Raw genomic sequence first — 22,013 nt, forward strand, 5'->3', positions numbered from 1 at the left:
CCATGCACTCCCCCGCACCATCCCCCTCGCCGTCCTCGCCGGCGCCCGATGCGCGGCGCGAACCTCCGCGCGACACCGCCCCGCCGCCCGGCCCCCCGGGTGCCCGGGCCCGCTCCGGCGGCGAGTCCGGGCCCAGCCCGCACCGCTCGGCGTTCCGGCCCGACATCGAGGGGCTGCGCGCCGTCGCCGTCCTCGCGGTCCTCGCCTTCCACGCCGGGGTTCCGGGGCTCGCGGGCGGTTTCGTCGGCGTGGACGTCTTCTTCGTCGTCTCCGGCTACCTCATCACCGGCCTGCTCGTCCGCGAGGCGATCACCACCGGCCGGATCCGGCTCCTGGACTTCTTCTCCCGGCGGGCCCGCCGGCTCCTGCCGTCCGCCGCCGTCGTCCTCGGCGCGGTGGCCCTGGCCGGTGCCTGGCTGACCGTGCCGCTGCGCCGCGCCGACCTGGAGTACGACGTGGTCGTGGCGGCGCTCTCCGCCGCCAACTGGCGCTTCGTCGCGCAGCGGACCGACTACCTCGCCGCCGGGCACGAGCAGAGCCCGCTCCTGCACTTCTGGTCCCTCGCCGTCGAGGAGCAGTTCTACCTCGTGTGGGCGCCGCTGCTCGCCCTGATCGTGCTCGGCGCGGCCCGGGCCGTGCGCCGGGGCCGCGCCGTGCGCTCCGCCGTGGCCCTGGCGGCCGTCCCGGTCGTGCTCGCTTCGTTCGCGCTGTCGCTGCGCTGGACGGAGCACTCCCCCTCCCTCGCCTACCTCGCCACGCCCTCGCGGGTCTGGCAGTTCGGCGTCGGCGCGCTGGTGGCCCTGTTGCCCTGGCACCTCATGCGCGGCCCGCGCCCGCTGCGGCTGCTGTGCGGCTGGGCCGGGGGCGCGGCGATCGTCTGGAGCGTCTTCGCCTACGACGCGGCCACGCCCTACCCCGGATACGCGGCCCTGGTTCCGACGCTCGGTGCGGCCGCGGTGATCCTCGCCGCGATACCCGGCCGGGGCGAGCGCAGCACGCCGGGGATCTACGGGATCGGCCGGCTGCTCGCGGGGCGGGGTCCCCGGGCGGTGGGTCGGCTCTCCTACACCCTGTACCTGTGGCACTGGCCGGTGCTGGTCCTCGCCGAGGCCCGGTTCGGCCCCCAGGACTGGCCGGTGAAGGCCGCGCTCACGCTGGCCGCCGCCCTCCCCGCCTACGCGACCATGCGCTGGGTCGAGCAGCCGCTGCGCCGCAGCCGCACCGTCTCCGAACTCCCGCGCCGCGGGCTGTCGGTGGGCATCACGGCCGTGGTCCTGCCGGTGGTCCTGGCGCTCGTGGTGGGCACCACCACACTGAACCTGCTGGGTCCGGCGACGCCCGTCCACCTGGGCGGGCTGCCCCCGGGCGCCGCCTCCGGCCCGCACCTGCTCGCCCGTTCGGGCTCCGCGCCGCTGGAGGCCGGCCCGATCGTGCCGGCTCCCGCGCAGGCACGTAAGGACTTCCCGCCGGACGGGGAGTGCGAGGTGGCCCCGGCCGTGACGCGCAGCCCGGACTGCCTGTTCGGTGCGGTGGACAGTCCGGACCGGATCGTGCTGCTCGGCGATTCGCACGCGGGCCAGTGGTTCTCGGCGATGCTGGCCATGGCCTCGCAACGGGGCTGGGCCCTGCAGGAGTTCGTGAAGCAGGGCTGCCCACTGCCGCAGCTGGCCGTGAACAGTCCCCAGCTCGGCCGCGCCTACCGGGAGTGCGACACCTGGCGCGCCGACACCCTGGAGCGGCTGCGGCAGCAGCCGAAGCCCCGGCTCATCGTGATCTCCTCCCTCAACCGCTACACCGCCGACTCCGCAGTCCTCGCCGAGGGCTGGGAGAAGACCCTCGCGCCCCTGCGGGCGATCGGTGTGCCGATCGTCTACATCGAGGACACCCCCGTTCCGGGTACGGACGTCCCCGCGTGCGTCTCCGGCAGCCCCGAGGAGCCCGCCGCCTGCGCGTTCAACCGTACGAACGCCTACCAGCCCGATCCGCTGGCCCGGCTGGTCGCCTCCGGCGCCCTGCCCGGTGTACGCACCGTGAGCGTGAATCCGGTCCTGTGCCCGGGCGACGGGCCCACGTGCCCGGCCGTACTGGACCGCATCCTGCTCTACCGGGACGACGCCCACCTCACCAACGTGGCGGTCGTCGTCCTGACCCTCCGGCTGGAACGGCTGCTCACGGACTCCGGGGCGCTTCCCGCCGCGGGCAGGGCCGGGGCCGCATCCGGCGAGGCGCTGCCGTCGGGGTGGACCGAGGTGTTCCGCGACGGGTTCGACGGTCCCGCGGGCAGCCCACCCTCCGCTGCCAACTGGGTTCACGACACCGGTACTTGCTACCCGGGCTGCCCCGCACCCCAGTGGGGGACGGGTGAGATCGAGACGATGACCGACTCGACCGACAACGTCCGCCTCGACGGCAAGGGCGCGCTGGAGATCGTCCCCACCCGCACGGACGGCGCGTGGAGTTCGGGCCGCATCGAAACCCGGCGCTCCGACTTCGCGGCCCCGCCCGGCGGAACCCTGCGGATCGAGGCGGCGATCGCCCTGCCCGAGGTGACCGGCGCCAAGGCGGCGGGCTACTGGCCGGCGTTCTGGACCCTCGGGGCGCCGCTGCGCGACGGGTACACGGGCTGGCCGGGCATCGGGGAGCTCGACATCATGGAATCGGTCAACGGCCGGGACAGCGTGTTCGCGACCATGCACTGCGGGACCCTCCAGGGCGGCCCGTGCCGGGAGCCGGCGGGCCTGAGTTCGGGCCCGCAGGCCTGCGGGGACTGCCGTACGGGCTTCCACACGTACGCCGTCGAGGTCGACCGCTCCCCCGGCGCCGAGGAGGTGCGCTGGTATCTGGACGGCCGGGTGCACCACCGGGTGGCCGCATCCGGTATGGACCCGGGCACGTGGAAGCGGGCGGTGGACCACGGACTGTTCCTGATCCTCAACGTGGCCATCGGCGGCGCCCTCCCCCTCGCCGACGGCGCGACCCCGGGCCCGGGCACCGAACCGGGCCACCCGATGCGGGTCGACCGGGTGACCGTCTCCACCCGGCCTCGACTCGGCGGTGAGGGGTCAGTCCGCTCCGAATCCGCGGAACGTCCCTGATCCGTCGGCGGCGTCGGCGTACTCCGCGAAGTCCATGTTCGAAAGGCTGAGGTTGGCCGACACGTCGGGAAACCACCGGACCGGGACCCTGAACGTCCGCCCGGGTTCGGCCCACAGGTCCACTGCCAGGAGCAGGGGGACCGGATCCTCCAGCGCGGTCGCGTCCGCCAGGAACAGGTGGTTGATCTGCTCGTGTTCCTCCACGGCGGCCTCTTGCTCCAGCAGCGCCCGAACATCCACCTCCCTGAAGCGGACGTCGCTGACGTACGTGGCGTGGCACCACTCGTCGGCGCCGTCGATCCCGGTCCGCAGCGCGTCCCAGGCTCGCTCGTCGCCGAAGTGCGTGCGCAGCACCAGCGAGGTCAGGTCATCGGGCCGAGGAAGAGGAAGGGGAAGGGGCATGGGGCCGATGCTCCCACCCGGTGGTGGCATCGGCCCTCGGCGCGCCGTCCCTGCCCGGCGAGCGCTGACCGGCGAGCGCTGTCCCGCCCACCCCGGGAAGGGTGGGACAGTGGAGGCATGTGTGGTCGATATGCCTCCTCCCGGGCCCCGGAAGACCTCGCGGGCCTCTTCGAAGCCCAGCTCGATCCGGGCCGGGTTCTGGAGCCCTCGTGGAACGTCGCGCCCACCGACGAGGTGTGGGCGGTGCTGGAGCGCGCCGACCGGGACACCGGGGAGCTCGGGCGGCAGCTGCGTCCCGTGCGGTGGGGTCTGGTGCCGTCCTGGGCCAAGGACCCCGCCGTCGGCTCCCGGATGATCAACGCCCGGGTGGAGACCGTCCACGAGAAGCCGGCCTACCGGCGGGCCCTGGCCAAACGCCGGTGCCTGCTGCCCGCCGACGGCTTCTTCGAGTGGGTCGCCGTACCCGCCACCGGTACGGCCAAGGCCTACAAGCAGCCCTATTTCATCCGGCCCGAGACCGGCTCCGTCATGGCCATGGCCGGGCTGTACGAGTTCTGGCGCGACCCCGCCGTCGCCGACCGGGACGACCCGGACGCCTGGCTCACCACGGCCACGATCATCACCACCGAGGCCACCGACGCGGCCGGCCGCGTCCATCCCCGGATGCCGCTCGCCCTCGACCCCGGCGACTACGAGGCCTGGCTCGACCCCTCCCACGAGGACACGACGGATCTGCGCGCCCTGCTCCACACCCCCGCCGGCGGCCGGCTCGCGGTGAGCGCGGTCTCGACCGCCGTCAACAGCGTCCGCAACAACGGCCCCCACCTCCTCGACCCCGCCGCCTGACGACACCTCATCGCAACGGCGCACCGGGCCGCGACGGCACCGCAACCTCGCATCCTCTCGGAAATTCGTACGAGCGCGGGCGTTGATTTCGGGGTTTCCAACGGTTTGGCGGGACGATCCGGCATTTGGTGCCCGCCGTGCCCCGGCCGCTGCGATGCTTCCGCCGGTATCACTAAACCGCCATCCTTCCAACGGGCCCTGGAATACCGGCGATCGGGCGGCGCCGCCGGAGCAAGCTGCACTCCGGCGGTTCGTCGTACGGGAGCGTCCGGCCGCGGCTTCCCAGGGGTATGCGACTCCGGCCGCTGCCGGGCGGAGGCGAGAGGGGGAGACTTCGATGTCTTCGACTGCTGTGTTACACGGACCGCGCGCCCGGTGGCGGCGCCGCCTGCTGGCGGTGGCCGCGTCCTCGGCGCTGGCCGCGGGCGGCCTGACGGTGCTGGCGCCCCCGGCGTCGGCGGAGGGGGTGTGCGCCGCCCCGGTCCTGGTGGGGGCCACGACCACGATCACCTGCCTGGCCGGGGGTTCCGGAAGCGTCACGGTGCCCGACGGGGTCTCCAGCGGTGTGGTGACGCTGGACGGCGCAGGGGGCGGCACCGCTGCCGACGGCACCGCCGGCGGCAAGGGCGCGCACCTCGTCGCGACCGTCCCGGCCACGCCCGGACAGACCTTCAACGTGACCGTGGGCCGGCGCGGTGCCAACGGCACCGCGAGCGCGCAGTTCGGCGTGCCGGGGTCGGGCGGCGCCCTGGTCGCGGTGACCACCGCCGCGGGCGCGCCGCTGCTGACGGCCGGTTCGGGCGGCGGGGCGGGCGGAGCGGGCATCGGCTCCCCCGCCTACCCGGGCGCGCCCGGCGGTGACAGCGGCCGGCCGGGCGCGGACGGCAACGGCCTGGTCCCCGACGCGCAGGGCGGTACGGGTGGCGGCGCGGGCACCGACACGGCCGGCGGGGCCGCGGGGACCGGCGGGCCCGGCGCGGACAACGAGGGCCCGAACGGCTCCCCGGGCGCCTTCCCGAACGGCTCCGGCGGCTCCGCCGCCCAGGGCGTGTTCAGCCCGACGGGCGCCGGCGGCCGCGGCGGAGCCGGGTACGGCGGCGGCGGCCGGGGCGGGGGCGGCGGCAGATACGGCGCCACCGGTGGTGGCGGAGGAGGTGGTGGCGGCGGGTCCAGCCTGGCCTCCGGGACGGTTCCCGGCTCGTCCGTCACCCTGACCAAGGGCGCCAACGCCGGTGACGGCCGGATCGTGTTCGCCTTCACCCTCCCACCGACGGTCACGGCGGTCGGCCCGGCCGCCGGACCCGCGGCCGGTGGTACGGCCGTCACGGTCACCGGCACCCACCTGACGGGCGCCGTCATCACCTTCGGCGCGGGCAACCCCGCCACCGGCGTCACGTGCACGGCGACCTCCTGCACCGCCACCGCTCCGGCCGGGACCGGCGCCGTGGACGTACAGGCCACCACTCCCGGCGGCACCAGCGACCCCTCCCCCGCCGGCCGGTACACCTACGTACCCGTCCCCGTGGTGACCTCGCTCAGCCCCGCCGTCGGCACGACGGCCGGCGGTACGGTCGTCACCGTGGGCGGCACCGGCCTGGACGGCGCCACCGCGCTCGTCTTCGGCTCCGGCAACCCGGCCACCGGCCTCTCCTGCACCCCCACGGCCTGCACCGCCACCGCACCCGCCCACGCCGCGGGCCCCGTGGACGTCCAGGTCACCACGCCCGGCGGCACCAGCGCCGTGACCGGCGCGGGCCGGTACACCTACCAGCTCCCGCCCGCCGACATCGACGTCGACCTGACCGCACAGCCGGGCTTCAGCCTGCTGGTCCCCTACCTCACCTACACCCTGACCGCCCGCAACACCGGTCCCGGTACGGTCACTTCGGCCACGCTCACCGCGACCCTGCCGGCGGGCGCGTCCGCGAACACCTTGTCCCCCGGTTGCACGGCCGCCGGTTCCACCGTGACCTGCGCCTACGGGACCATCGCCAACGGCGCCTCCGCCACCAAGACGTTCCGGGTACCGCTGGGCCTGCTCTCGCTGGGGCGCGTCTCGGTCACCGCCACCCGTACGGCGTCCGCGCCGACCGACCCCGGCCCGCTCAACGACAGCGCGACCGCCAGCTGCACGGTCGTCTCCGTCCTCCTGGCCACCTGCCCCTGACCCGGCACCCGCACCGGCGTCGCCGCCAACGGGACGCCCCGCACGCATGATCGCCGCCGGCCCGCCTCACAACGAGGCGGGCCGGCGGTGCGTCCGGGCCGGGCTCAGGAAGAGCCGTCCCGCTCGCGGTCGTCCGGCTCGCGGTCGTCCGACTCTTCACCGTCCGGCTGCGGGCCGGTCAGCTCGTGCCCCGTGACGGCGCGGGCGTAGGAGCGCAGGGCGGCGATCACCTCGGTGCGCGTGCGCCGCCCGGCGAGGACCTCCATCTGGTAGCCGTCCTCCATGGCGACGAAGTTCGCGGCGAGCAGGCGGGGCGGATCCTGGAGCAGGAAGTGCCCCTGGGCCTGGCCGAGCACCAAGATGCCCGAGTACACGGCGATCTGACGCTCCGTCAGCGCGCTGTCGAGCGCCGCCGCGCGGGCGTCGCGCAGGCAGCGCGGCCAGTACTCGAAGAGCAGCCGGGTCAGCGCGTCGTCGGGGCCGCCGGCGACTCCGTGGTCGATGCAGGCCCGCAGTTTGTCGCGGGCGTCGCCGAAGCGGTCCGCGGCCTCCTCGCGCTCCTGGCTGTAGCGCTCGATGGCCTGCTGGTACGTGGCGTGGACGAGGGCGTCCAGATCGCCGTAGTAGAGCACCGCGGCGGGGGTGACCCCGGCCTGGTCGGCGACGTCGCGCAGCCGCAGGCCCTCCAGTCCGCGCACCAGTACGGCGCGCTCCACCGCCTTGCCCAGCTCGGCCCGGCGGTTCTCCTTGCCGGTGCCCTTCCTGGCTCCCACGCCATCTCCTCCAGAGATCAATCGTCTAAATCTGGGTTTAACAATATCGCTCGATCTATTGACGGTCCATGACGCCCAGTCTTAAATCTGCGTTTAACGCAGTGTCTCACGCTCTGCGCACCACACCTGCGGCCTCCAGGAGGCATCATGACCAACCCGACCGACACCGGGGCCAGAACCGGGCCGGCGCCCGCCCCCGTCGGCAAGGGGCTGCGCGGCGGCTCCGTGGGCCTGCTCGCCTCCGTCACCCTCGGACTGTCGTCCGTGGCGCCGGCCTACAGCATCGCCGTCACCCTCGGCTTCGTGACGCTGACCGTGGGAGAACTGGCTCCGGCCGCCCTGCTCCTCGGCTTCGTACCGATCCTGCTCACAGCGTTCGCGTTCCGCGAGCTGAACCGCGAGATGCCGGACTGCGGCACCAACTTCGTCTGGACCACCCGCGCCTTCGGACCGGTGGCCGGCTGGTTCACCGGGGGCTGGGTCGTGATCGTCGCCACCCTGATCGCGATGACCGCCCTGTCCCAGGTCGGCGCCGTGTACCTGTTGAACCTGCTCGGTCTGCACTCCCTGGCCGGGAGCGATGCCGCCGTCACGGTGACCGCGCTCCTCCTGCTGGCCGCATGCACCTTGGTCTCCGTACGGGGACTGCACCTGGCAGCCTCCGTGCAGTACGTGCTCCTCGGCCTGCAGCTGGCGGCCCTGCTCGGCTTCGGCGTGGCCGCCTTCGCCCGCGACGGCGCCGTCACCCCCTCTCCGGCGTGGCTCGACCCCAGCGCCTTCGACGGCTTCGGGCCCTTCGCCGAAGCCGTCCTCCTCTGTCTGTTCATCTACTGGGGGTGGGACTCCCTGCTCGCCGTGAACGAGGAGACCCGGGACGGCGAGCGCGTGGCCGGACAGGCCGCCGTCATCTCGACCCTCGTGCTCCTGGGCACCTACCTGTTCACCGCATTCGCGGCGATCAGCTTCGCCGGCACCGGGACCACGGGCACGGGCCTCGGCAACCCGGAGAACGCCGCCGACGTCCTCACGACCCTCGCACCTCCCGTACTCGGCGGAGCGCTCGCCAAGGTCATGGAGCTCGCCGTCTGCGTCTCGGCGGTCTCCGCCCTGCTCACCTGCCTCGTCGGCAACTCCCGGGGCACCCTGTCCATGGCCTCCCACGGCGCCCTGCCGCGCGCCTTCTCCCAGGTCCACCCCCGTCACCGCACGCCCGCCTTCGGAACCCTGGCCTGCGGAGCGGCAGCGGCCGGCACCCTGGTCCTGCTCCGGCTCGTCTCCGCGGACCTCCTCGGCGACGCCGTCCTGTGCGTCGGGCTGCTCATAGCCTGCTACTACGGCACCACCGCCCTGAGCTGCGTCTGGCACTTCCGACGCAGCCTGCGCGACTCCCCGCGCCACCTCATCCTGCGCGGCGTGCTGCCCCTGCTGGGCGGCCTGATGATGCTGGCGGCCTTCGCCCGCAGCGCCTACGACATGTACGACCCCGCGTACGGGAGCACCTCCTTCCACGGCGTCGGCGGGGTCTTCCTCCTCGGCGCCGGCTCCCTCGCCGCGGGCGCCCTGGCCCTTCTGATCGCCCGCACCCGGTTCCCCCGCTTCTTCCGCGAAGGCCGCACGTCGGTCACCGCGCGCACCGTCACCGAGGACTGATCCCACCCATGCGCACTCTCGCCATCGCCGCCCTGCAGACCACGCCCGTGGCCCACGACCTCGAAGCGAGCTGGCAGCGCTTCAGCGACCAGGTCCGCGCCACGCACGAGCTCTTCCCCCACGTCCAGCTCGTCGTCGCCCCCGAACTCCTGCTCGCCGCCGAGGGCCCGCTGCTGCGGCCCGCACCCGACGACTGGATGGAGCAGGCAGCCGTCACGATCCCCGGACCGCTCACCGACCGGATCTGCGACCTCGCCAGGGAGACCGAGCTGTGGCTGGTCCCGGGGAGCCTCTACGAGCGAGCGGAGGACGGGCACATCTACAACACGGCCATCGCGGTCTCGCCCGAGGGCGAGATCGTCGCCACCTACCGCAAGGTCTTCCCCTGGCAGCCGTACGAAAAGACCCGCCCCGGCCACGAGTTCACGGTCTTCGACCTCCCCGGCATCGGGCGGGCGGGCCTGGCCATCTGCTACGACGGCTCCTTCCCGGAGACGGTCCGCCAACTCGCCTGGCTGGGAGCGGAGATCGTCATCCAGCCCACCCTGACACCCACCCGGGACCGGGAGATGGAACTGGTCTGCGCCCGCGCCAACGCCTGGACCAACCAGGTGTACGTGGTCAACGTCAACGCCGCCGACCCGGCGGGGGTCGGCGCCAGCGCGATCGTCGACCCCGAGGGCGCCGTCCGCCAGCAGGCCGGCCCCGGCGAGGAGGTGCTCGTCGACGTACTCGACCTCGACACCGTCACCCGGGTGCGCCGCTACGGCTCCACCGGGATCAACCGGCCCTGGGACCAGCTCGCCCGGTACGGGGAGTCCATCGCCCTCCCCATGTACGGCGGCGCCGCCTTCCGTGCACCGCAGTGGCTGGTGGACCGGAACGCGTAACCGTGGAGAAGCCGGAAACCCGGTCGACAGGCGGGGGCCCGACCCCGGCTCGCCCCGCACCTGCCGCCGGGCGTCCCGGTACCGGTGGCCGTGGGCGGGCCCGGCTTCGGCTACCCGACCCCTCGGCTGGTCCCTCACCACACCTTGGCGAGGAAGGCGCGGGTGCGGGAGTGCCGCGGGGCGTCCAGGACGGCGCCGGGCGCCCCCTGCTCCACGACGACCCCGCCGTCCATGAAGACGACGGTGTCGGCGACCTCCCGGGCGAAGCCCAGCTCGTGGGTGACCACGAGCATGGTGGTTCCGGTGCGGGCCAGGTCCTTGATGACGTCCAGGACCTCGCCGACCAGTTCCGGGTCGAGCGCCGAGGTCGGCTCGTCGAAGAGCAGCACCTTGGGTTCGAGCGCGAGCGCGCGGGCGATCGCGACCCGCTGCTGCTGCCCGCCGGACAGCTGCCTCGGGTAGGCGTCCGCCTTCTCGCTCAGACCCACGCGCTCCAGCAGCCGGCGGGCCGTCGCCGTGGCCTCCTCCCGCGGCCGGCGCAGCGCGGAGACGGGAGCCTCGACGAGGTTCTCCAGCACCGTGAGGTGGGTGAAGAGGTTGAAGTCCTGGAAGACGAACCCGATGTGGGTCCGCTGTTTCAGCACCTCCTTCTCCTTGAGTTCGTGCAGCTTGCCGCGGTGGCCGCGGTAGCCGATGAGCTCGCCGTCGACGCTGACCCAGCCGCGGTCCACCTTCTCCAGGTGGTTGATGGTGCGCAGGAGGGTGGACTTCCCCGAGCCTGAGGGGCCGAGGATCACGGTGACCTCCCCGGCGCGGACCTTGAGGTCGACCCCGCGCAGCACCTCCAGGGGTCCGAAGCTCTTGTGGACGCCCCGGACCTCGACCATGACCCGTTCGGGTGCGGGCTCCCTCACTTGTGCTCGGCCGGGTTGATCTGCGAGGTGTCGATCGCGGAGGGGGTGGTGCCCCACTTCTTCAGGATCCGCGCGTAGGTGCCGTCCTTGATCAGCGCGTTGACGGCGGCCTGGAACGCGGGGGTCAGCGGGGAACCCTTCTTGAAGGCGAAGCCGACGTCGAGGCGGTGGTACTCGCCGAGGAAGGTGGTCTGCGCGGCGGGCTGCGCGGCCTGGTGGCGCAGCCCGTTGATCGTCGACATGACGACGTCGATCCGGCCCTGCTGGAGGGTCGTCGTCACGGCCCCGGTCTCGGAGAAGACGCTGACCTCGTACGGCTTCTTCCCGGCGGCGGCGCAGACCTCCTTCTGCGCGGTGAGGGTCTTCTCGAACGTGGTGCCGGCGCCGGTACCGATGGTCAGTCCGCAGAGCTGGATGAGGTCGGAGACCTGGCCGGTCAGTGCGGTGTTGCCGGTCCTCACCGCGAAGCCCTGGCCGTCGTTGATGTAGGTGACGAAGTCCACGGACTTCAGGCGTTCGGTGGTGACCCCGAAGTTGCCCGTGCCGACGTCGTACTTGCCGCTGCCCAGGGCGGGGAGGATCGTCTCGAAGGAGGCGTCCTGCCGCTCCAGCTTCACGCCGAGGACCTTGGCCACCGCGGCGGCGATGTCCACGTCCTGGCCGGCGGGCGGCTTGTCCTGCCCGTTCGGGTAGTACGCCGAGGGCGGGGATCCGACGGAGCCGCCGAGCCGCAGGCTGCCCGCCTTGCGGACCTCGGCCGGGAGCAGGGCGGCGATCGGCTCGACCGCGCGTACGTCGGCGACCGGATCGTCGGCCGGCGCGGGCGAGGCGAGGACGGCGGCCGACGGGGCCGCTCCGTCACCGGAGCCGCAGGCCGCCAGGGTGGCCAGCAGGGGAAGGGCGGGCAGGATCATGAGCGCGGTGCGCAGGCGTCCGCGGAGCCCGGCCCCCTTGCTCGCGTTGTTCACGTTGCTCACGTTGTTCACGAGGAGGTTCATCCGCGCACCGCCGTCAGGGTCTGGCGGGGGAACCCGTCCTCGGGCCGGGCGTCGCGTACGGCGTCCCGCGCCGCGTCACGCTTCGCCACCTCCTCGCGGACGAGCGGGATGACGTACCGGCCGAAGTCGACGGCGTCGCCGAGCAGGTCGTAGCCCCGGGCCGACAGGATGTCGACACCGAGGTCGTAGTAGTCCAGCAGCGCCTGGGCCACCGTCTCCGGGGTGCCGACGAGCGCGTTGGAATTGCCCGCGCCCCCGGTGGCGGCGGCGGTCGGGGTCCACAGCGCACGGTCGTAGCGCTCCCCCGCCTCGGCGATGGCGATCAGCCGCTGCGATCCGGTGTTCTGCGGGGCCGCGGCCTCCGACACCCCGTTGCGTTGGCGCTGTACGGTTCCCGCCCGCCTGCGCTCCCGGATGGCGCCCACCGTCCGGTGGGCCTTGTCCCAGGCCAGCTCCTCGGTCGGGGCGATGATCGGGCGGAACGCGACCTGGATGCGGGGCGCTTCGGTGCGGCCCGCGGCCCGTGCGGCGGCCCGTACGGCCTCGATCTGCTGGGCCGTCTGCTCCAGGGGCTCACCCCACAGGCAGTAGATGTCGGCCTCCGCGCCGCCGGCCGCGTAGGCGGCGGGTGAGGAACCGCCGAACGAGACCTGCGGGCGGGGCTGCTGGACGGGGAAGACGTCGCTGACGAAGTCGTGGAAGCGGTAGTGCTCGCCCTCGTGGTCGAAGGGCTCGCGGGTGGTCCAGATCTTCTTGACGATGCGGATGTACTCGCGGGTGCGGGCGTAGCGCCCGTCCTTGCCGAGGACGTCGCCTTCGCGGCCCTGCTCGTGGTCGTTGCCGCCGGTGATGAAGTGCACGGCCAGGCGGCCTTCGCTGATCTGGTCGAGGGTCGCGAAGGTCTTGGCGGCGAAGGTGGGGTACGAGACGTTGGGCCGGTGGGCCAGCAGGATCTGGAGGCGTTCCAGCTTGCTCGCGATGTACGCGGCGGCCGGCGCGGGGTCCGGGGTGCCGGAACCGTAGGCGAACAGCACCCGGTCCCAGCCGTGGTCCTCGTGGGCCCTGGCGAGCCTGAGCGTGTACTCCTTGTCGAAGGCGGCGCCGGATCGTGCGGTGGTTTCGGAGCCGTCGTTGGTGGCGGCTATGCCGAGGAACTCCACGGGCATGGGTGTGGCCTTTCGGAAGGTGCGGCGGATCGTCCCGGGGCAGGGTGAACCACCGCCGGTACGCCGATGCGTGATGAGCCGTCAGCCGCGTGGTGTCGCAGGACGGAACGGGTGGGGCGGAGGTGGGGGTGGAGATGGGGGGCGGAGCTGGGACGTGGGCGGGTGCAGCGGAGCGCGACGCTGCGGGCGTGACGACGCTGGGCGGGGGAAGCAGGGTGCGGCGGCAGCGCGCGTCCGGGCTCGCGACAGTCCGCCCTAGGCGGCGGTCATGGCCGCGGGACGGTTGAGCGAGAGGAGTTCTCGGCCCGCGACGGGGTCACCGAGGGAGGGAAGGGCCGGTCGGACGGCCCGCTGCCGCGTCAGGCGCAACAGGCCGCGGACCACACCCGACCGAAGTCGATGTAGTCGCGCGAGACCAGGCGCTGATGGGCGTTCATGCGACTACTTGAACAGTACGCAGCACTTTTCGTCAAGCAACGGCCCGGATGCCGGACGGGCCCGACCGCCGCTCGACCGCCACTGGACTACCGCTCGACCGCGCCCTGTTGACACGTTCGTGCGGTGGACGCATACGATCGGCGGCGTTCCGGCCCCGCCTAGCGCGCAGGCCGGTCCGGCCGTGTTGAGGGACACGGCGAGCGTGACGACGACCGTGCCGTGTCCGTGTCCGGTGTCCGGCAGCCCGTGTGCCGCGCCCGCGATCCCTCCCACTCCCGGAGCACCTCCATGACCACCGTTTCCGATGTCTCCGACGCGCCTCCCGTCTCCGGCGCCTCCCCCTCCTCCCCCGTGTTCGCCCCCGGCGCCGAACCGCCGCCGATCGTGCCGCGCCGGCGCCTCGGCCGTCACCTGTCCGCCGCCGCCGCACTGCTGGTCTTCGCGATGGTGCTGGCCTCCGTCCTCCGCAACGACGCCTTCCAATGGGGCCTGGTGGGCCGGTACTTCACCACCTCCGCCGTGCTCGACGGGCTGCTGCTGACCCTCTGGCTGACCGGCGTGGTGATGGTGCTCGGGTTCCTCCTCGGCACCGTGCTCGCCGTGATGCGCTTGTCGGCCAACCCGGTCCTACGCACCCTGAGCTGGGGTTACGTATGGATCTTCCGGTCCACACCGCTCCTCGTACAGCTGCTGTTCTGGTTCAACATCGGCGCCCTGTACCCGACGCTCGGCCTGGGCATCCCCTACGGCCCCCAGCTCTTCAGCGTCAGCACGGTGAACCTGCTCGGCCCGACCCTCACCGCCGTCATCGGCCTGACCCTGCACGAGACCGCGTACGCCGCCGAGGTGGTGCGCGGCGGCATCCTCTCCGTGGACCCCGGCCAGACCGAGGCCGCGCAGGCGCTCGGGCTGAGCCGGCGCCGCACGCTGTACCGGATCGTCGTTCCCCAGGCCATGCGCTCGATCGTGCCGACCGCCGGGAACATGCTGATCGGCACCCTCAAGGGCACCAGCATCGTCAGCGTGCTGGCGGTGCACGACCTGCTGTACTCGGTGCAGTTGGTCTACAACCAGACCTACCAGGTCATCCCGCTGCTGATGGTGGCCACCCTCTGGTACGTGGCCGTCACCACCGTGCTGAGCGCGGGCCAGTACTACGTCGAACGGCACTACGCCCGCGGCAGCTCGCGCGGCCTCCCGCCCACGCCGCTGCGGCTGGTGCGCGTCCGGCTGGCCGGTCTGCGGGGCCGCCTGAACTCGGTGACCGCACCGGCCGATCGCTGAGTTTCATTTCACCAAGAGGCATTGTATGTACGGCGGATGAAATCGGAACACGATTTCACGCTTTCCGATATCAGGGCCGTTGACACCCCTTCTCCGGGCTGCCTAGCTTACGCCGCAGACAAAGAGATATCGGCGGCCTCTCCTGTTCTGCTTGACGGCTGCTTTTCGAGACTGCGCCTATTCGAAGCCGTGGAGTGTCCTTGACCGAATCACTGCTCCTCTCCGCGCCCGCCGGCCCCTCCGGGCCGCCAGGGCCACCCGGGCCCGCCGAGCGGGTCCTCCCGCTGCGCCGGCCCGGTCGGTGGGTCGCCGGCATCGTCGTCCTGGTGCTGGTCTCCCAGGCCGCCCACGGGCTGATCACCAATCCCTTCTACCAATGGGACCGCTTCGCGTACTGGTTCACCCGCCCGGTGATCCTGGACGGGCTGCTCATCACCCTCCAGGTGGCCGCGTACAGCGCGGTCCTCGGCCTGGCCGGCGGAGTCCTGCTGGCCCTCGGACGGCTCTCGGGCAGCCCGGTGCTGCGGTCCGTCAGCTGGACCTACATCTGGCTCCTGCGCTCCGTGCCGCTGATCGTCGTCCTGCTCTTCCTGTACAACCTCAGCGCCCTCTACCCCACCCTCAGCATCGGCGTGCCGTTCGGGCCCGCCTTCCTGACCTTCGACGAGTCGCGGCTCGCCACCGACATGGTGGTCGCGGTGGTCGGCCTGAGCCTGAGCGAGGCCGCGTACGCCGCCGAGATCGTCCGGGCCGGGGTGCTCTCCGTCGACCAGGGCCAGCACGAGGCGGCGGCGGCCCTGGGACTGCCCAAGCGGTACCAGTTCGCCAGGATCGTCTTCCCGCAGGCACTGCGCTCGATCGTGCCCTCCTACGTCAACCAGCTGATCGGCCTGCTCAAGGCCACCTCACTGGTCTTCTACGTGTCCCTGCTCGACCTGTTCGGCTCGGTGCAGAGCCTGGGCAGCACCTATCCCGGCGACATCGTCCCGCTGCTGGTCGTGGCGACCGTCTGGTACGTGATCCTCACCAGCCTGGTCTCCGTCGTGCAGTACTACGTCGAGCGGTACTACGCCCGCGGAGCGCTGCGCACCCCGGTGCCGACTCCCCTCCAGCGGGCCCGGGCGGGCCTGCGCGACCTGCGGATCCGCTACCGGAAGGAGACGGCCCGATGACCGGGAACGCGAACACCCTCACCGTCACCACCACGGCCTCGCGGCCGGCCGACGGCGCCGCCATCGAGGTGCACGACGTGCACAAGTGGTTCGGCGGCCGACGGGTCCTCGACGGGGTGAGCCTGACCGTCGCGCCCGGCACCGTCACCGTGATCCTGGGGCGCTCCGGATCCGGCAAGTCGACCCTGCTGCGCGTCCTCAACCACCTGGAGAAGCCCGAGGCCGGCCACGTCAGCGTCGGCGGCGAGCTGATCGGCGTCCAGCGGCACGGGGGCCGGCTCAAGGAGCTGAGGGAACGGGCGATCCTCGCCCAGCGCGGCCGGATCGGCTTCGTCTTCCAGAACTTCAACCTCTTCCCGCACCTGACCGTGCTGGACAACGTCGCCGCCGCCCCGGTGGCCACGGGCAGGCTGTCCCGGCCGCAGGCACAGGCCCTGGCGCAGGAGTTGCTGCGCCGCGTGGGGCTCGGGGACCGTGGCGGCGCCTACCCGCGACAGCTGTCCGGCGGGCAGCAGCAGCGGGTGGCCATCGCGCGGGCCCTCGCCCTGCGGCCGGGGGTCATCCTCTTCGACGAACCCACTTCGGCGCTCGACCCCGAGCTGGTCGGCGAGGTGCTCTCCGTGATCAAGGACCTGGCCACCGGGGGCACCACCCTCGTGATCGTGACCCACGAGATCGGCTTCGCCCGCGAGGTCGCCGACGAGATCGTCTTCCTCCACGAGGGCCGCATCGTCGAGCAGGGCCCGCCCGAGCAGGTGCTGGACCACCCCGCGCACCCGCGGACCCGGGAGTTCCTCAGCAAGGTGCTCTGACCGGCCTGCCCGGCCCTCCCCCTGCCCTGCCTCTGCCCCTGCCCCTGCCCCTGCCCCTGCCCGACCCTCTCCACAGCTTCCCCTTCCCGCGGATTCCCCGCATCACCGAACACCCGAAAGGCAACGCCATGCACCGCCCGTCCCTCCTGCGCAACAGACTCGTCCGCGGCCTCGGTGCCACGACCGCCGCCGTCGCCCTCGCCGCCGGACTCACCGCGTGCGGCGGCGACGCGAAGGCCACCGGCACCGCGTCGGGCTCCGGCAAGGTGACCGTCGGTGCCGTCTCCAACGGGGCCGCGCAGCAGGCGGAACTGACCGTCCCGGTCGTCGAGTCCCTGCGCGCACAGCTCCCGAAGGCCGTGCGCGACCGCGGTGAACTGGTCATCGGGGTCGGCGCCCTGCCCGCCGGGTTCCCGCCCCTCACCTACGTCGGCACCGACCAGAAGACCATCACCGGCTCGGAGCCCGACCTCGGCCGCCTCGTCGCCGCGACCCTGGGCCTGAAGCCCGTGGTGAAGAACTCCACGTGGGAGAACCTCTTCGTCGGCATCGACAGCGGCAAGGTTGACGTGGCCTTCACCAACGTCACGGTCACCGAGGAGCGCAAGAAGAAGTACGACTTCGCGTCCTACCGGGAGGACAACCTGGCCTTCGAGGCCCTGAAGGAGAACACCTGGGAGTTCGGCGGCGACTACCGCAACCTGGCGGGCAAGACGGTGTCGGTCAGCAAGGGCACCAACCAGGAGAAGATCCTCCTGGAGTGGCAGAAGAAGCTGCAGTCCGAGGGCAAGGACATCACGGTCAAGCACTTCCCCGACGCCAACAGCGTCTACCTGGCCCTGAGCGGCAAGAAGATCGACCTCAACTTCGGCCCGAACCCGGCGATCGCCTACCACATCACCCAGACGGCGAGCGGCAACGCCCCGACCCGCAAGGCCGGTTCGTTCTCCGGCGCCGGCGAGACCCTCCAGGGGCTGATCGCCGCGACCGCGAAGAAGGACAGCGGACTGGCCGAGCCCGTGGCCCAGGCCATCAACCACCTCGTCGGAACCGGCCAGTACACGCAGCTCCTCACCGCCTGGCACCTCTCCGACGAGGCCGTGACCACCTCCCAGGTCAACCCGCCCGGGCTGCCCCTCACCAACTCCTGACCCCGCGGCCGTCCCCGGCCCGGGCACCCCACGGAAGGAGGGTTCCGCCCCCATGAGCACCAGCACCACCACCCCGAGCCCGGTGACTCCAGGGATCCCGGCGGCCCCGGCAGCCCCGCACGTCCTCGACAACCCGGCCTGGGCCTCGCTGTCCGGCCCGCACGCTGCCTTCGCCGTGCGGGCCGGCGGCCGCGCCGCACGCTACGCCCCGGACGTCGCCGTGTTCTCCGCGCTCGCCGATCCGGCCGACCCCCTGTCCTGGGACGCGCTGCGCTCGCTGGCCGGCCCCGACCGGGTCGTCGCACTCTCCGGGCTGCTGACCCCGCCGCCCGGCTGGGAGACCGTCGGGTCGACCCCGGGGGTCCAGCTGGTCGACACCTCGCTGCGCGCCGAGCCCGCTCCGGAGGCGGTGCGGCTCGGTCCCGCGGACGTGCCCGAGGTGCTGGAGCTGATCGAACTGACGAAGCCCGGGCCCTTCCTGCCCCGCACCGTCGAGTTGGGCACGTACCTCGGCATCCGCGACCGGGGCCGGCTGGTGGCCATGGCCGGGGAGCGGCTGCGCCCACCCGGCTGGACGGAGATCAGCGCGGTCTGCACCCATCCCGGCTTCCGCGGCAGGGGCCTGGCGACGCGCCTGGTCCGCGCCGTCGCCGCGGGCATCCGGGACCGGGGGGACGTGCCGTTCCTGCACACCGCCGCCGAGAACACCGGCGCCGTCCGCCTCTACGAGTCGATCGGTTTCACCGTGCGCCACAGGCCCTTCTTCATGGCCTTCCGGGCGCCGGAGGACGCGGGTGACATTGCCGCCACACGCATTTAACAGTGCCGAGTTCGTTTTCATACTCCCGTCATTTCCGCGTCCCGTATTTCGGGCATGCCATTTCCGAGGAGCGCCGACGTGAAATTCCTGGCCATCACCCTGATCGCGGACGGCACGGATCCGGCGACGGGCGCCCCGACCCCCACCCGCGAGCGGTTCCGGCAGGTCGTCGACGCCGCACTGCTGGCGGAGGAGCTCGGTTTCGACGGGTTCGGGGTCGGTGAGCGCCATGAGCGGCCGTTCCTGTCGTCCTCCCCGCCCGTGGTGCTCTCCCACATCGCGGCCCTGACCCGCCGCATCCGGCTGTACACCGCCGTGACCACCCTGAGCCTGCTGGACCCGGTGCGGGCGTACGAGGACTACGCGACGCTCGACCACCTCAGCGACGGCAGGCTGGAGTTGATGATCGGCAAGGGGAACGGCACCGCGCAGCGCGAGCTGTTCGACGTGAGCTCCGAGGACCAGTGGGAGCGCAACTCCGAGGGCTACGAGCTGTTCCGGCGGATCTGGCACGAGGACAAGGTGACGGCGCAGCCGCGCTTCCGGCCCGCGCTGACCGGCGCCGAGGTGCTGCCCCGGCCGTACCAGAAGACGCTGCGGGTCTGGCACGGCAGCGCCACGAGCCGTGAGTCCGTGGATCTCGCGGCGCGCTACGGCGATCCGCTCTTCTCCGCGAACGTCACCCATCCCATCGGCCCGTACGCCGCGTTGATCCGCCACTACCGCGAGCGCTGGGAGCACTACGGACACGATCCGGCGCACGCGGTCGTGGGTGCGGGCACGGCGGGCTTCCACACGGCGCCCACCTCGCAGCAGGCGGTCGCCGCGTACCGGCCGGCCTTCGCCCGGTACCTCGCGGCCCACGCCGCGCAGGGGCTGGATCCGGTGTTCCCGACCCTGGAGGACTTCGTCGAGCGCAGTTCCGCACTGATCGGCAGCCCCGAGCAGGTGATCGAGAAGGTGCACCGCTACCACGAGGATTTCGGCCACACGGTCCTGCACCTCCAGGCCGAGCCGGGCGGGCTGACCGGGGCCCAACACCGGGACTCCCTCGCACTGTTCCAGTCACGGATCGCCCCGGTGCTGCGCAGCTCGATTCCGGACCCCTCCTTCGCCTGAGCCGGCGAAGGACAGTTGACAGAAGCACCCCCCTGCACCACCCTTTCACTACTTGCCTAGTGAAAGGGTGGTGTTGTCGTGCTCGAGTACCGCATCGACCGGCGTAGCGGCATCGCCACGTACCTGCAGATCGTCCAGCAGACCAAACAGGCCCTGCGCCTGGGTCTGTTGGAGCCGGGCGACAAGCTGCCGACCGCGCGCGAGGTCGTCGAGGCCACCGCCATCAACCCGAACACCGTCCTCAAGGCCTACCGCGAGCTGGAGCGCGAGGGGCTCGTCGAGGCGAAGCGGGGCCTGGGCACCTTCATCCGCAAGTCCCTGGGCGGCGCCCCGGCGGAATCCCCGCTGCGCACCGAACTGGCCGACTGGGCGCGGCGGGCACGGGAGGCCGGGATGGAGCGGGACGACGCGGCCGCACTCTTCTCGGCCGTACTGGAAGAGCACTTCAAGGGGGAAGAACACGTATGACGCACACCGTGATCGAGGCGGACGGCCTCGGCCTGCGCTACGGACGCCGGGGCAGGTGGGCGCTGCGCGACTGCTCCTTCCGGCTGCCCGAGGGCCGTGTCTGTGCACTCGTAGGACCCAACGGTGCAGGGAAGTCAACCCTGTTGACCATCACTGCCGGGCTCGTGTCCGCGACGGAGGGCCACCTCCGCTCGGTACCGCGCGAGGAACTGGCCTACGTGGCCCAGGACAAGCCGCTCTACCCGCAGCTCACCGTCGGCGACACGCTGCGCATGGGCCGCGAGCTCAACCCGGGCCGCTGGGACGCGAGCAGGGCGGAGCAGATCGTGGAGGCGGGGGACCTCGACCCGCACGCGAAGATCCGTGCGCTCTCCGGCGGGCAGCGCACCCGGGTCGCCCTGGCCCTGGCCCTCGGCAAACGCCCGAGCCTGCTCCTGCTCGACGAGCCGATGGCCGACCTCGACCCCCTCGCCCGGCACCGGCTCATGGGCACGCTGATGGCCGACGCCGCCGAGAACGGCACCTCCGTGGTGATGTCCTCGCACATCCTCACCGAGTTGGAGGGCGCCTGCGACCACCTGCTCCTGGTGGACGGCGGCCGGATCCGCCTCTCCGGCCCCATCGACGAGATCGGAGCGGCGCACCAGCTGCTCACCGGCCCCGCCACCGCCCGTGACGAACTCTCCGCGCACACCGTCGTCGAGGCCCGTACGACGGGCCGGCAACTCACGGCGCTCGTACGGCCCCGGGGCCCGATCGACAGCGGCACCTGGCAGACGACCCACCCGTCCCTGGAGGAACTCTTGCTCGCCCATCTGCGCGCGCCCGAAGCCCCGGCGTACGTTGTCGACGCCGATGCCGCCGAGGGGGTGTCGGCATGAGCTCGCTGACGCTGAAGGGGCCGTACTGGGTCACGGCCCGCCAGCACCGGCGCGTGCTGTGGGCGGTGCCCGCGCTGGTGGGCGCGAGCCTCGTCATGGTGATCGCGCTGCGTGCCTGGAGCGGGAATTCGGACTCCGACCGAATGACCATGTCGACCGAGCACTACGTCTGGGAGTTCCTCCGGCTCTGCATCATGTACGCGGGCAACACCCTCCTGTTCCTTCCGCTGCTGGTCGGAGCCTTCGTCGCCGGCCCGATGGTCGCCCGCGAACTGGAGAGCGGAACCTGGCGGCTCGCCCTCACCCAGTCGACGACGCCGAAAGCCTGGCTCGGCTCGAAGGTCCTGGTGGCGGCCGCGGTATCGGTACTCGGGTCGCTCGCCCTGATCGGGGTCTACCGCCTCGGATGGGTTCGGGTGAACCAGACATGGCAAGTCACCTGGGCCGACCGCGGTCCCTACGAGGCCACCGGCCCGGTGCTCCTCGGCTACTGCCTGCTCGGCGTGGCCCTGGGCGCCCTGGTCGGGCAGCTGATCCGACGGACACTGCCCGCCATGGCGGTCACAGGTTTCCTCACGGGCCTCGTACTGCTGGCCCTAGGCGCGCTGCGCTGGTCCTTCCTCCCTGTGGTGACGAACACGACTCCTTCCTCGGGGCACTTGAATGCGCCGATGCCCCCCTCCGCCTTGATGATGGACACCGGGTTCCTCACCGCCGCCGGCGAGCGTCTTTCGGAGAATGCCTGCTTCGAACGGACGCACGGCGTGGGCGACTGCCCCGCCGATCTGAACATCACCGCGCAGTACGTCGACTTCCACCCCGTCTCCCACTACTGGCCCACCCAGCTCATCGAAACCTCCATCCTCCTCGCCCTGGCCGCCGCGGCCCTCTACGCCGCCTTCCGCCTGGTGCGCAAACGACACCCCTGAACCTCCCGTGAGCACCGCGCACGACCCGTTCGGCCCGG

General features: G+C 72.4%; 19 protein-coding genes. 14 read left to right on the plus strand and 5 right to left on the minus strand.

Annotated elements, in window-relative coordinates; all coding sequences use genetic code 11:
• The first annotated feature begins 2 nt into the window (after positions 1-2).
• On the plus strand, positions 3-3,095 hold the full coding sequence (locus tag ACODT5_RS17400) for an acyltransferase family protein (protein ID WP_422520210.1): 3,093 nt from the start codon (positions 3-5) through the stop codon (positions 3,093-3,095).
• On the opposite strand, the gene ACODT5_RS17405 is transcribed toward ACODT5_RS17400, so the two are convergent.
• Positions 3,063-3,497 (minus strand): DUF6924 domain-containing protein, encoded by a 435-nt coding sequence (locus ACODT5_RS17405; protein ID WP_422520211.1) that lies wholly within the window; start codon positions 3,495-3,497, stop codon positions 3,063-3,065. The genes ACODT5_RS17400 and ACODT5_RS17405 overlap by 33 nt on opposite strands.
• 117 nt (positions 3,498-3,614) lie before the next feature.
• On the opposite strand from ACODT5_RS17405, the gene ACODT5_RS17410 reads away from it, so the two are divergent.
• Together ACODT5_RS17410 and ACODT5_RS17415 are read left to right on the plus strand one after the other, a co-directional pair.
• Positions 3,615-4,343: an SOS response-associated peptidase gene (locus ACODT5_RS17410; RefSeq protein ID WP_422520212.1), complete on the plus strand. Its 729-nt coding sequence runs from the start codon at positions 3,615-3,617 to the stop codon at positions 4,341-4,343.
• Between the two features lie 337 nt (positions 4,344-4,680).
• Positions 4,681-6,510: an IPT/TIG domain-containing protein gene (locus ACODT5_RS17415; RefSeq protein ID WP_422520213.1), complete on the plus strand. Its 1,830-nt coding sequence runs from the start codon at positions 4,681-4,683 to the stop codon at positions 6,508-6,510.
• Positions 6,511-6,614: 104 nt separating this feature from the next.
• On the opposite strand, the gene ACODT5_RS17420 is transcribed toward ACODT5_RS17415, so the two are convergent.
• A complete protein-coding gene (locus ACODT5_RS17420; RefSeq protein WP_422520214.1) occupies positions 6,615-7,283 on the minus strand; it encodes a TetR/AcrR family transcriptional regulator in 669 nt (222 codons plus the stop codon).
• 147 nt (positions 7,284-7,430) lie between these two features.
• Between ACODT5_RS17420 and ACODT5_RS17425 the strand changes: the two genes are divergently transcribed.
• Together ACODT5_RS17425 and ACODT5_RS17430 are read left to right on the plus strand one after the other, a co-directional pair.
• Positions 7,431-8,933, plus strand: a complete 1,503-nt coding sequence (locus ACODT5_RS17425; protein WP_422520215.1) for an APC family permease — start codon at positions 7,431-7,433, stop codon at positions 8,931-8,933.
• An 8-nt stretch (positions 8,934-8,941) separates the two neighbouring features.
• Positions 8,942-9,823 carry a carbon-nitrogen hydrolase family protein gene (locus tag ACODT5_RS17430; RefSeq protein WP_422520216.1) on the plus strand — a complete coding sequence of 294 codons (882 nt, stop codon included), beginning with the start codon at positions 8,942-8,944 and terminating at the stop codon, positions 9,821-9,823.
• 134 nt (positions 9,824-9,957) lie between these two features.
• Here the strand turns inward: ACODT5_RS17430 and ACODT5_RS17435 are convergent, their stop codons facing one another.
• Genes ACODT5_RS17435 through ACODT5_RS17445 form a run of 3 tightly spaced genes read right to left on the minus strand, consistent with a single transcriptional unit; the run spans position 9,958 to position 12,901 of the window.
• Positions 9,958-10,710, minus strand: a complete 753-nt coding sequence (locus tag ACODT5_RS17435) for an amino acid ABC transporter ATP-binding protein (RefSeq protein WP_422524949.1) — start codon at positions 10,708-10,710, stop codon at positions 9,958-9,960.
• Positions 10,711-10,733: 23 nt separating this feature from the next.
• The gene (locus ACODT5_RS17440; RefSeq protein WP_422520217.1) at positions 10,734-11,735 is read right to left on the minus strand and encodes an ABC transporter substrate-binding protein; all 1,002 of its coding nucleotides are present in this window, start codon (positions 11,733-11,735) and stop codon (positions 10,734-10,736) included.
• Positions 11,732-12,901 carry an LLM class flavin-dependent oxidoreductase gene (locus ACODT5_RS17445; protein ID WP_422520218.1) on the minus strand — a complete coding sequence of 390 codons (1,170 nt, stop codon included), beginning with the start codon at positions 12,899-12,901 and terminating at the stop codon, positions 11,732-11,734. Before ACODT5_RS17445 ends, ACODT5_RS17440 begins: the two co-directional genes overlap by 4 nt.
• 726 nt (positions 12,902-13,627) lie before the next feature.
• On the opposite strand from ACODT5_RS17445, the gene ACODT5_RS17450 reads away from it, so the two are divergent.
• The 9 genes from ACODT5_RS17450 (at position 13,628) to ACODT5_RS17490 (ending at position 21,975) form a co-directional block, all read left to right on the plus strand.
• Positions 13,628-14,623 carry an amino acid ABC transporter permease gene (locus ACODT5_RS17450; RefSeq protein WP_422520219.1) on the plus strand — a complete coding sequence of 332 codons (996 nt, stop codon included), beginning with the start codon at positions 13,628-13,630 and terminating at the stop codon, positions 14,621-14,623.
• A gap of 212 nt (positions 14,624-14,835) precedes the next feature.
• The gene (locus ACODT5_RS17455; protein WP_422524950.1) at positions 14,836-15,795 is read left to right on the plus strand and encodes an amino acid ABC transporter permease; all 960 of its coding nucleotides are present in this window, start codon (positions 14,836-14,838) and stop codon (positions 15,793-15,795) included.
• A gap of 77 nt (positions 15,796-15,872) precedes the next feature.
• A complete protein-coding gene (locus ACODT5_RS17460) occupies positions 15,873-16,607 on the plus strand; it encodes an amino acid ABC transporter ATP-binding protein (RefSeq protein ID WP_422524951.1) in 735 nt (244 codons plus the stop codon).
• 128 nt (positions 16,608-16,735) lie between these two features.
• Positions 16,736-17,758, plus strand: a complete 1,023-nt coding sequence (locus tag ACODT5_RS17465; protein ID WP_422520220.1) for a transporter substrate-binding domain-containing protein — start codon at positions 16,736-16,738, stop codon at positions 17,756-17,758.
• A 52-nt stretch (positions 17,759-17,810) separates the two neighbouring features.
• A complete protein-coding gene (locus tag ACODT5_RS17470; protein WP_422520221.1) occupies positions 17,811-18,578 on the plus strand; it encodes a GNAT family N-acetyltransferase in 768 nt (255 codons plus the stop codon).
• Between the two features lie 78 nt (positions 18,579-18,656).
• Positions 18,657-19,697, plus strand: coding sequence for an LLM class flavin-dependent oxidoreductase (locus tag ACODT5_RS17475; protein ID WP_422520222.1), 1,041 nt, complete (start codon positions 18,657-18,659; stop codon positions 19,695-19,697).
• 78 nt (positions 19,698-19,775) lie between these two features.
• Complete coding sequence (locus ACODT5_RS17480) at positions 19,776-20,165, plus strand: GntR family transcriptional regulator (protein WP_422520223.1); 390 nt, start codon at positions 19,776-19,778, stop codon at positions 20,163-20,165.
• A complete protein-coding gene (locus tag ACODT5_RS17485; RefSeq protein ID WP_422520224.1) occupies positions 20,162-21,046 on the plus strand; it encodes an ABC transporter ATP-binding protein in 885 nt (294 codons plus the stop codon). Before ACODT5_RS17480 ends, ACODT5_RS17485 begins: the two co-directional genes overlap by 4 nt.
• A complete protein-coding gene (locus ACODT5_RS17490) occupies positions 21,043-21,975 on the plus strand; it encodes an ABC transporter permease (protein WP_422520225.1) in 933 nt (310 codons plus the stop codon). The genes ACODT5_RS17485 and ACODT5_RS17490 overlap by 4 nt, the downstream gene beginning before the upstream one ends.
• Positions 21,976-22,013: the final 38 nt, after the last annotated feature.

Source organism: Streptomyces tatrensis, from assembly GCF_049310065.1.
Classification (GTDB): domain Bacteria; phylum Actinomycetota; class Actinomycetes; order Streptomycetales; family Streptomycetaceae; genus Streptomyces.

What these genes read in the sequence shown, in the direction of transcription:
- ACODT5_RS17465 (WP_422520220.1), top strand. Translation starts at nt 16,736, where the DNA reads ATGCACCGCCCGTCCCTCCTGCGCAACAGACTCGTCCGCGGCCTCGGT.
- ACODT5_RS17425 (WP_422520215.1), top strand. Translation starts at nt 7,431, where the DNA reads ATGACCAACCCGACCGACACCGGGGCCAGAACCGGGCCGGCGCCCGCC.
- ACODT5_RS17450 (WP_422520219.1), top strand. Translation starts at nt 13,628, where the DNA reads ATGACCACCGTTTCCGATGTCTCCGACGCGCCTCCCGTCTCCGGCGCC.
- ACODT5_RS17400 (WP_422520210.1), top strand. Translation starts at nt 3, where the DNA reads ATGCACTCCCCCGCACCATCCCCCTCGCCGTCCTCGCCGGCGCCCGAT.
- ACODT5_RS17490 (WP_422520225.1), top strand. Translation starts at nt 21,043, where the DNA reads ATGAGCTCGCTGACGCTGAAGGGGCCGTACTGGGTCACGGCCCGCCAG.
- ACODT5_RS17470 (WP_422520221.1), top strand. Translation starts at nt 17,811, where the DNA reads ATGAGCACCAGCACCACCACCCCGAGCCCGGTGACTCCAGGGATCCCG.
- ACODT5_RS17485 (WP_422520224.1), top strand. Translation starts at nt 20,162, where the DNA reads ATGACGCACACCGTGATCGAGGCGGACGGCCTCGGCCTGCGCTACGGA.
- ACODT5_RS17405 (WP_422520211.1), bottom strand. Translation starts at nt 3,497, where the DNA reads ATGCCCCTTCCCCTTCCTCTTCCTCGGCCCGATGACCTGACCTCGCTG.
- ACODT5_RS17410 (WP_422520212.1), top strand. Translation starts at nt 3,615, where the DNA reads ATGTGTGGTCGATATGCCTCCTCCCGGGCCCCGGAAGACCTCGCGGGC.
- ACODT5_RS17445 (WP_422520218.1), bottom strand. Translation starts at nt 12,901, where the DNA reads ATGCCCGTGGAGTTCCTCGGCATAGCCGCCACCAACGACGGCTCCGAA.
- ACODT5_RS17440 (WP_422520217.1), bottom strand. Translation starts at nt 11,735, where the DNA reads ATGAACCTCCTCGTGAACAACGTGAGCAACGTGAACAACGCGAGCAAG.
- ACODT5_RS17415 (WP_422520213.1), top strand. Translation starts at nt 4,681, where the DNA reads ATGTCTTCGACTGCTGTGTTACACGGACCGCGCGCCCGGTGGCGGCGC.
- ACODT5_RS17435 (WP_422524949.1), bottom strand. Translation starts at nt 10,710, where the DNA reads ATGGTCGAGGTCCGGGGCGTCCACAAGAGCTTCGGACCCCTGGAGGTG.
- ACODT5_RS17430 (WP_422520216.1), top strand. Translation starts at nt 8,942, where the DNA reads ATGCGCACTCTCGCCATCGCCGCCCTGCAGACCACGCCCGTGGCCCAC.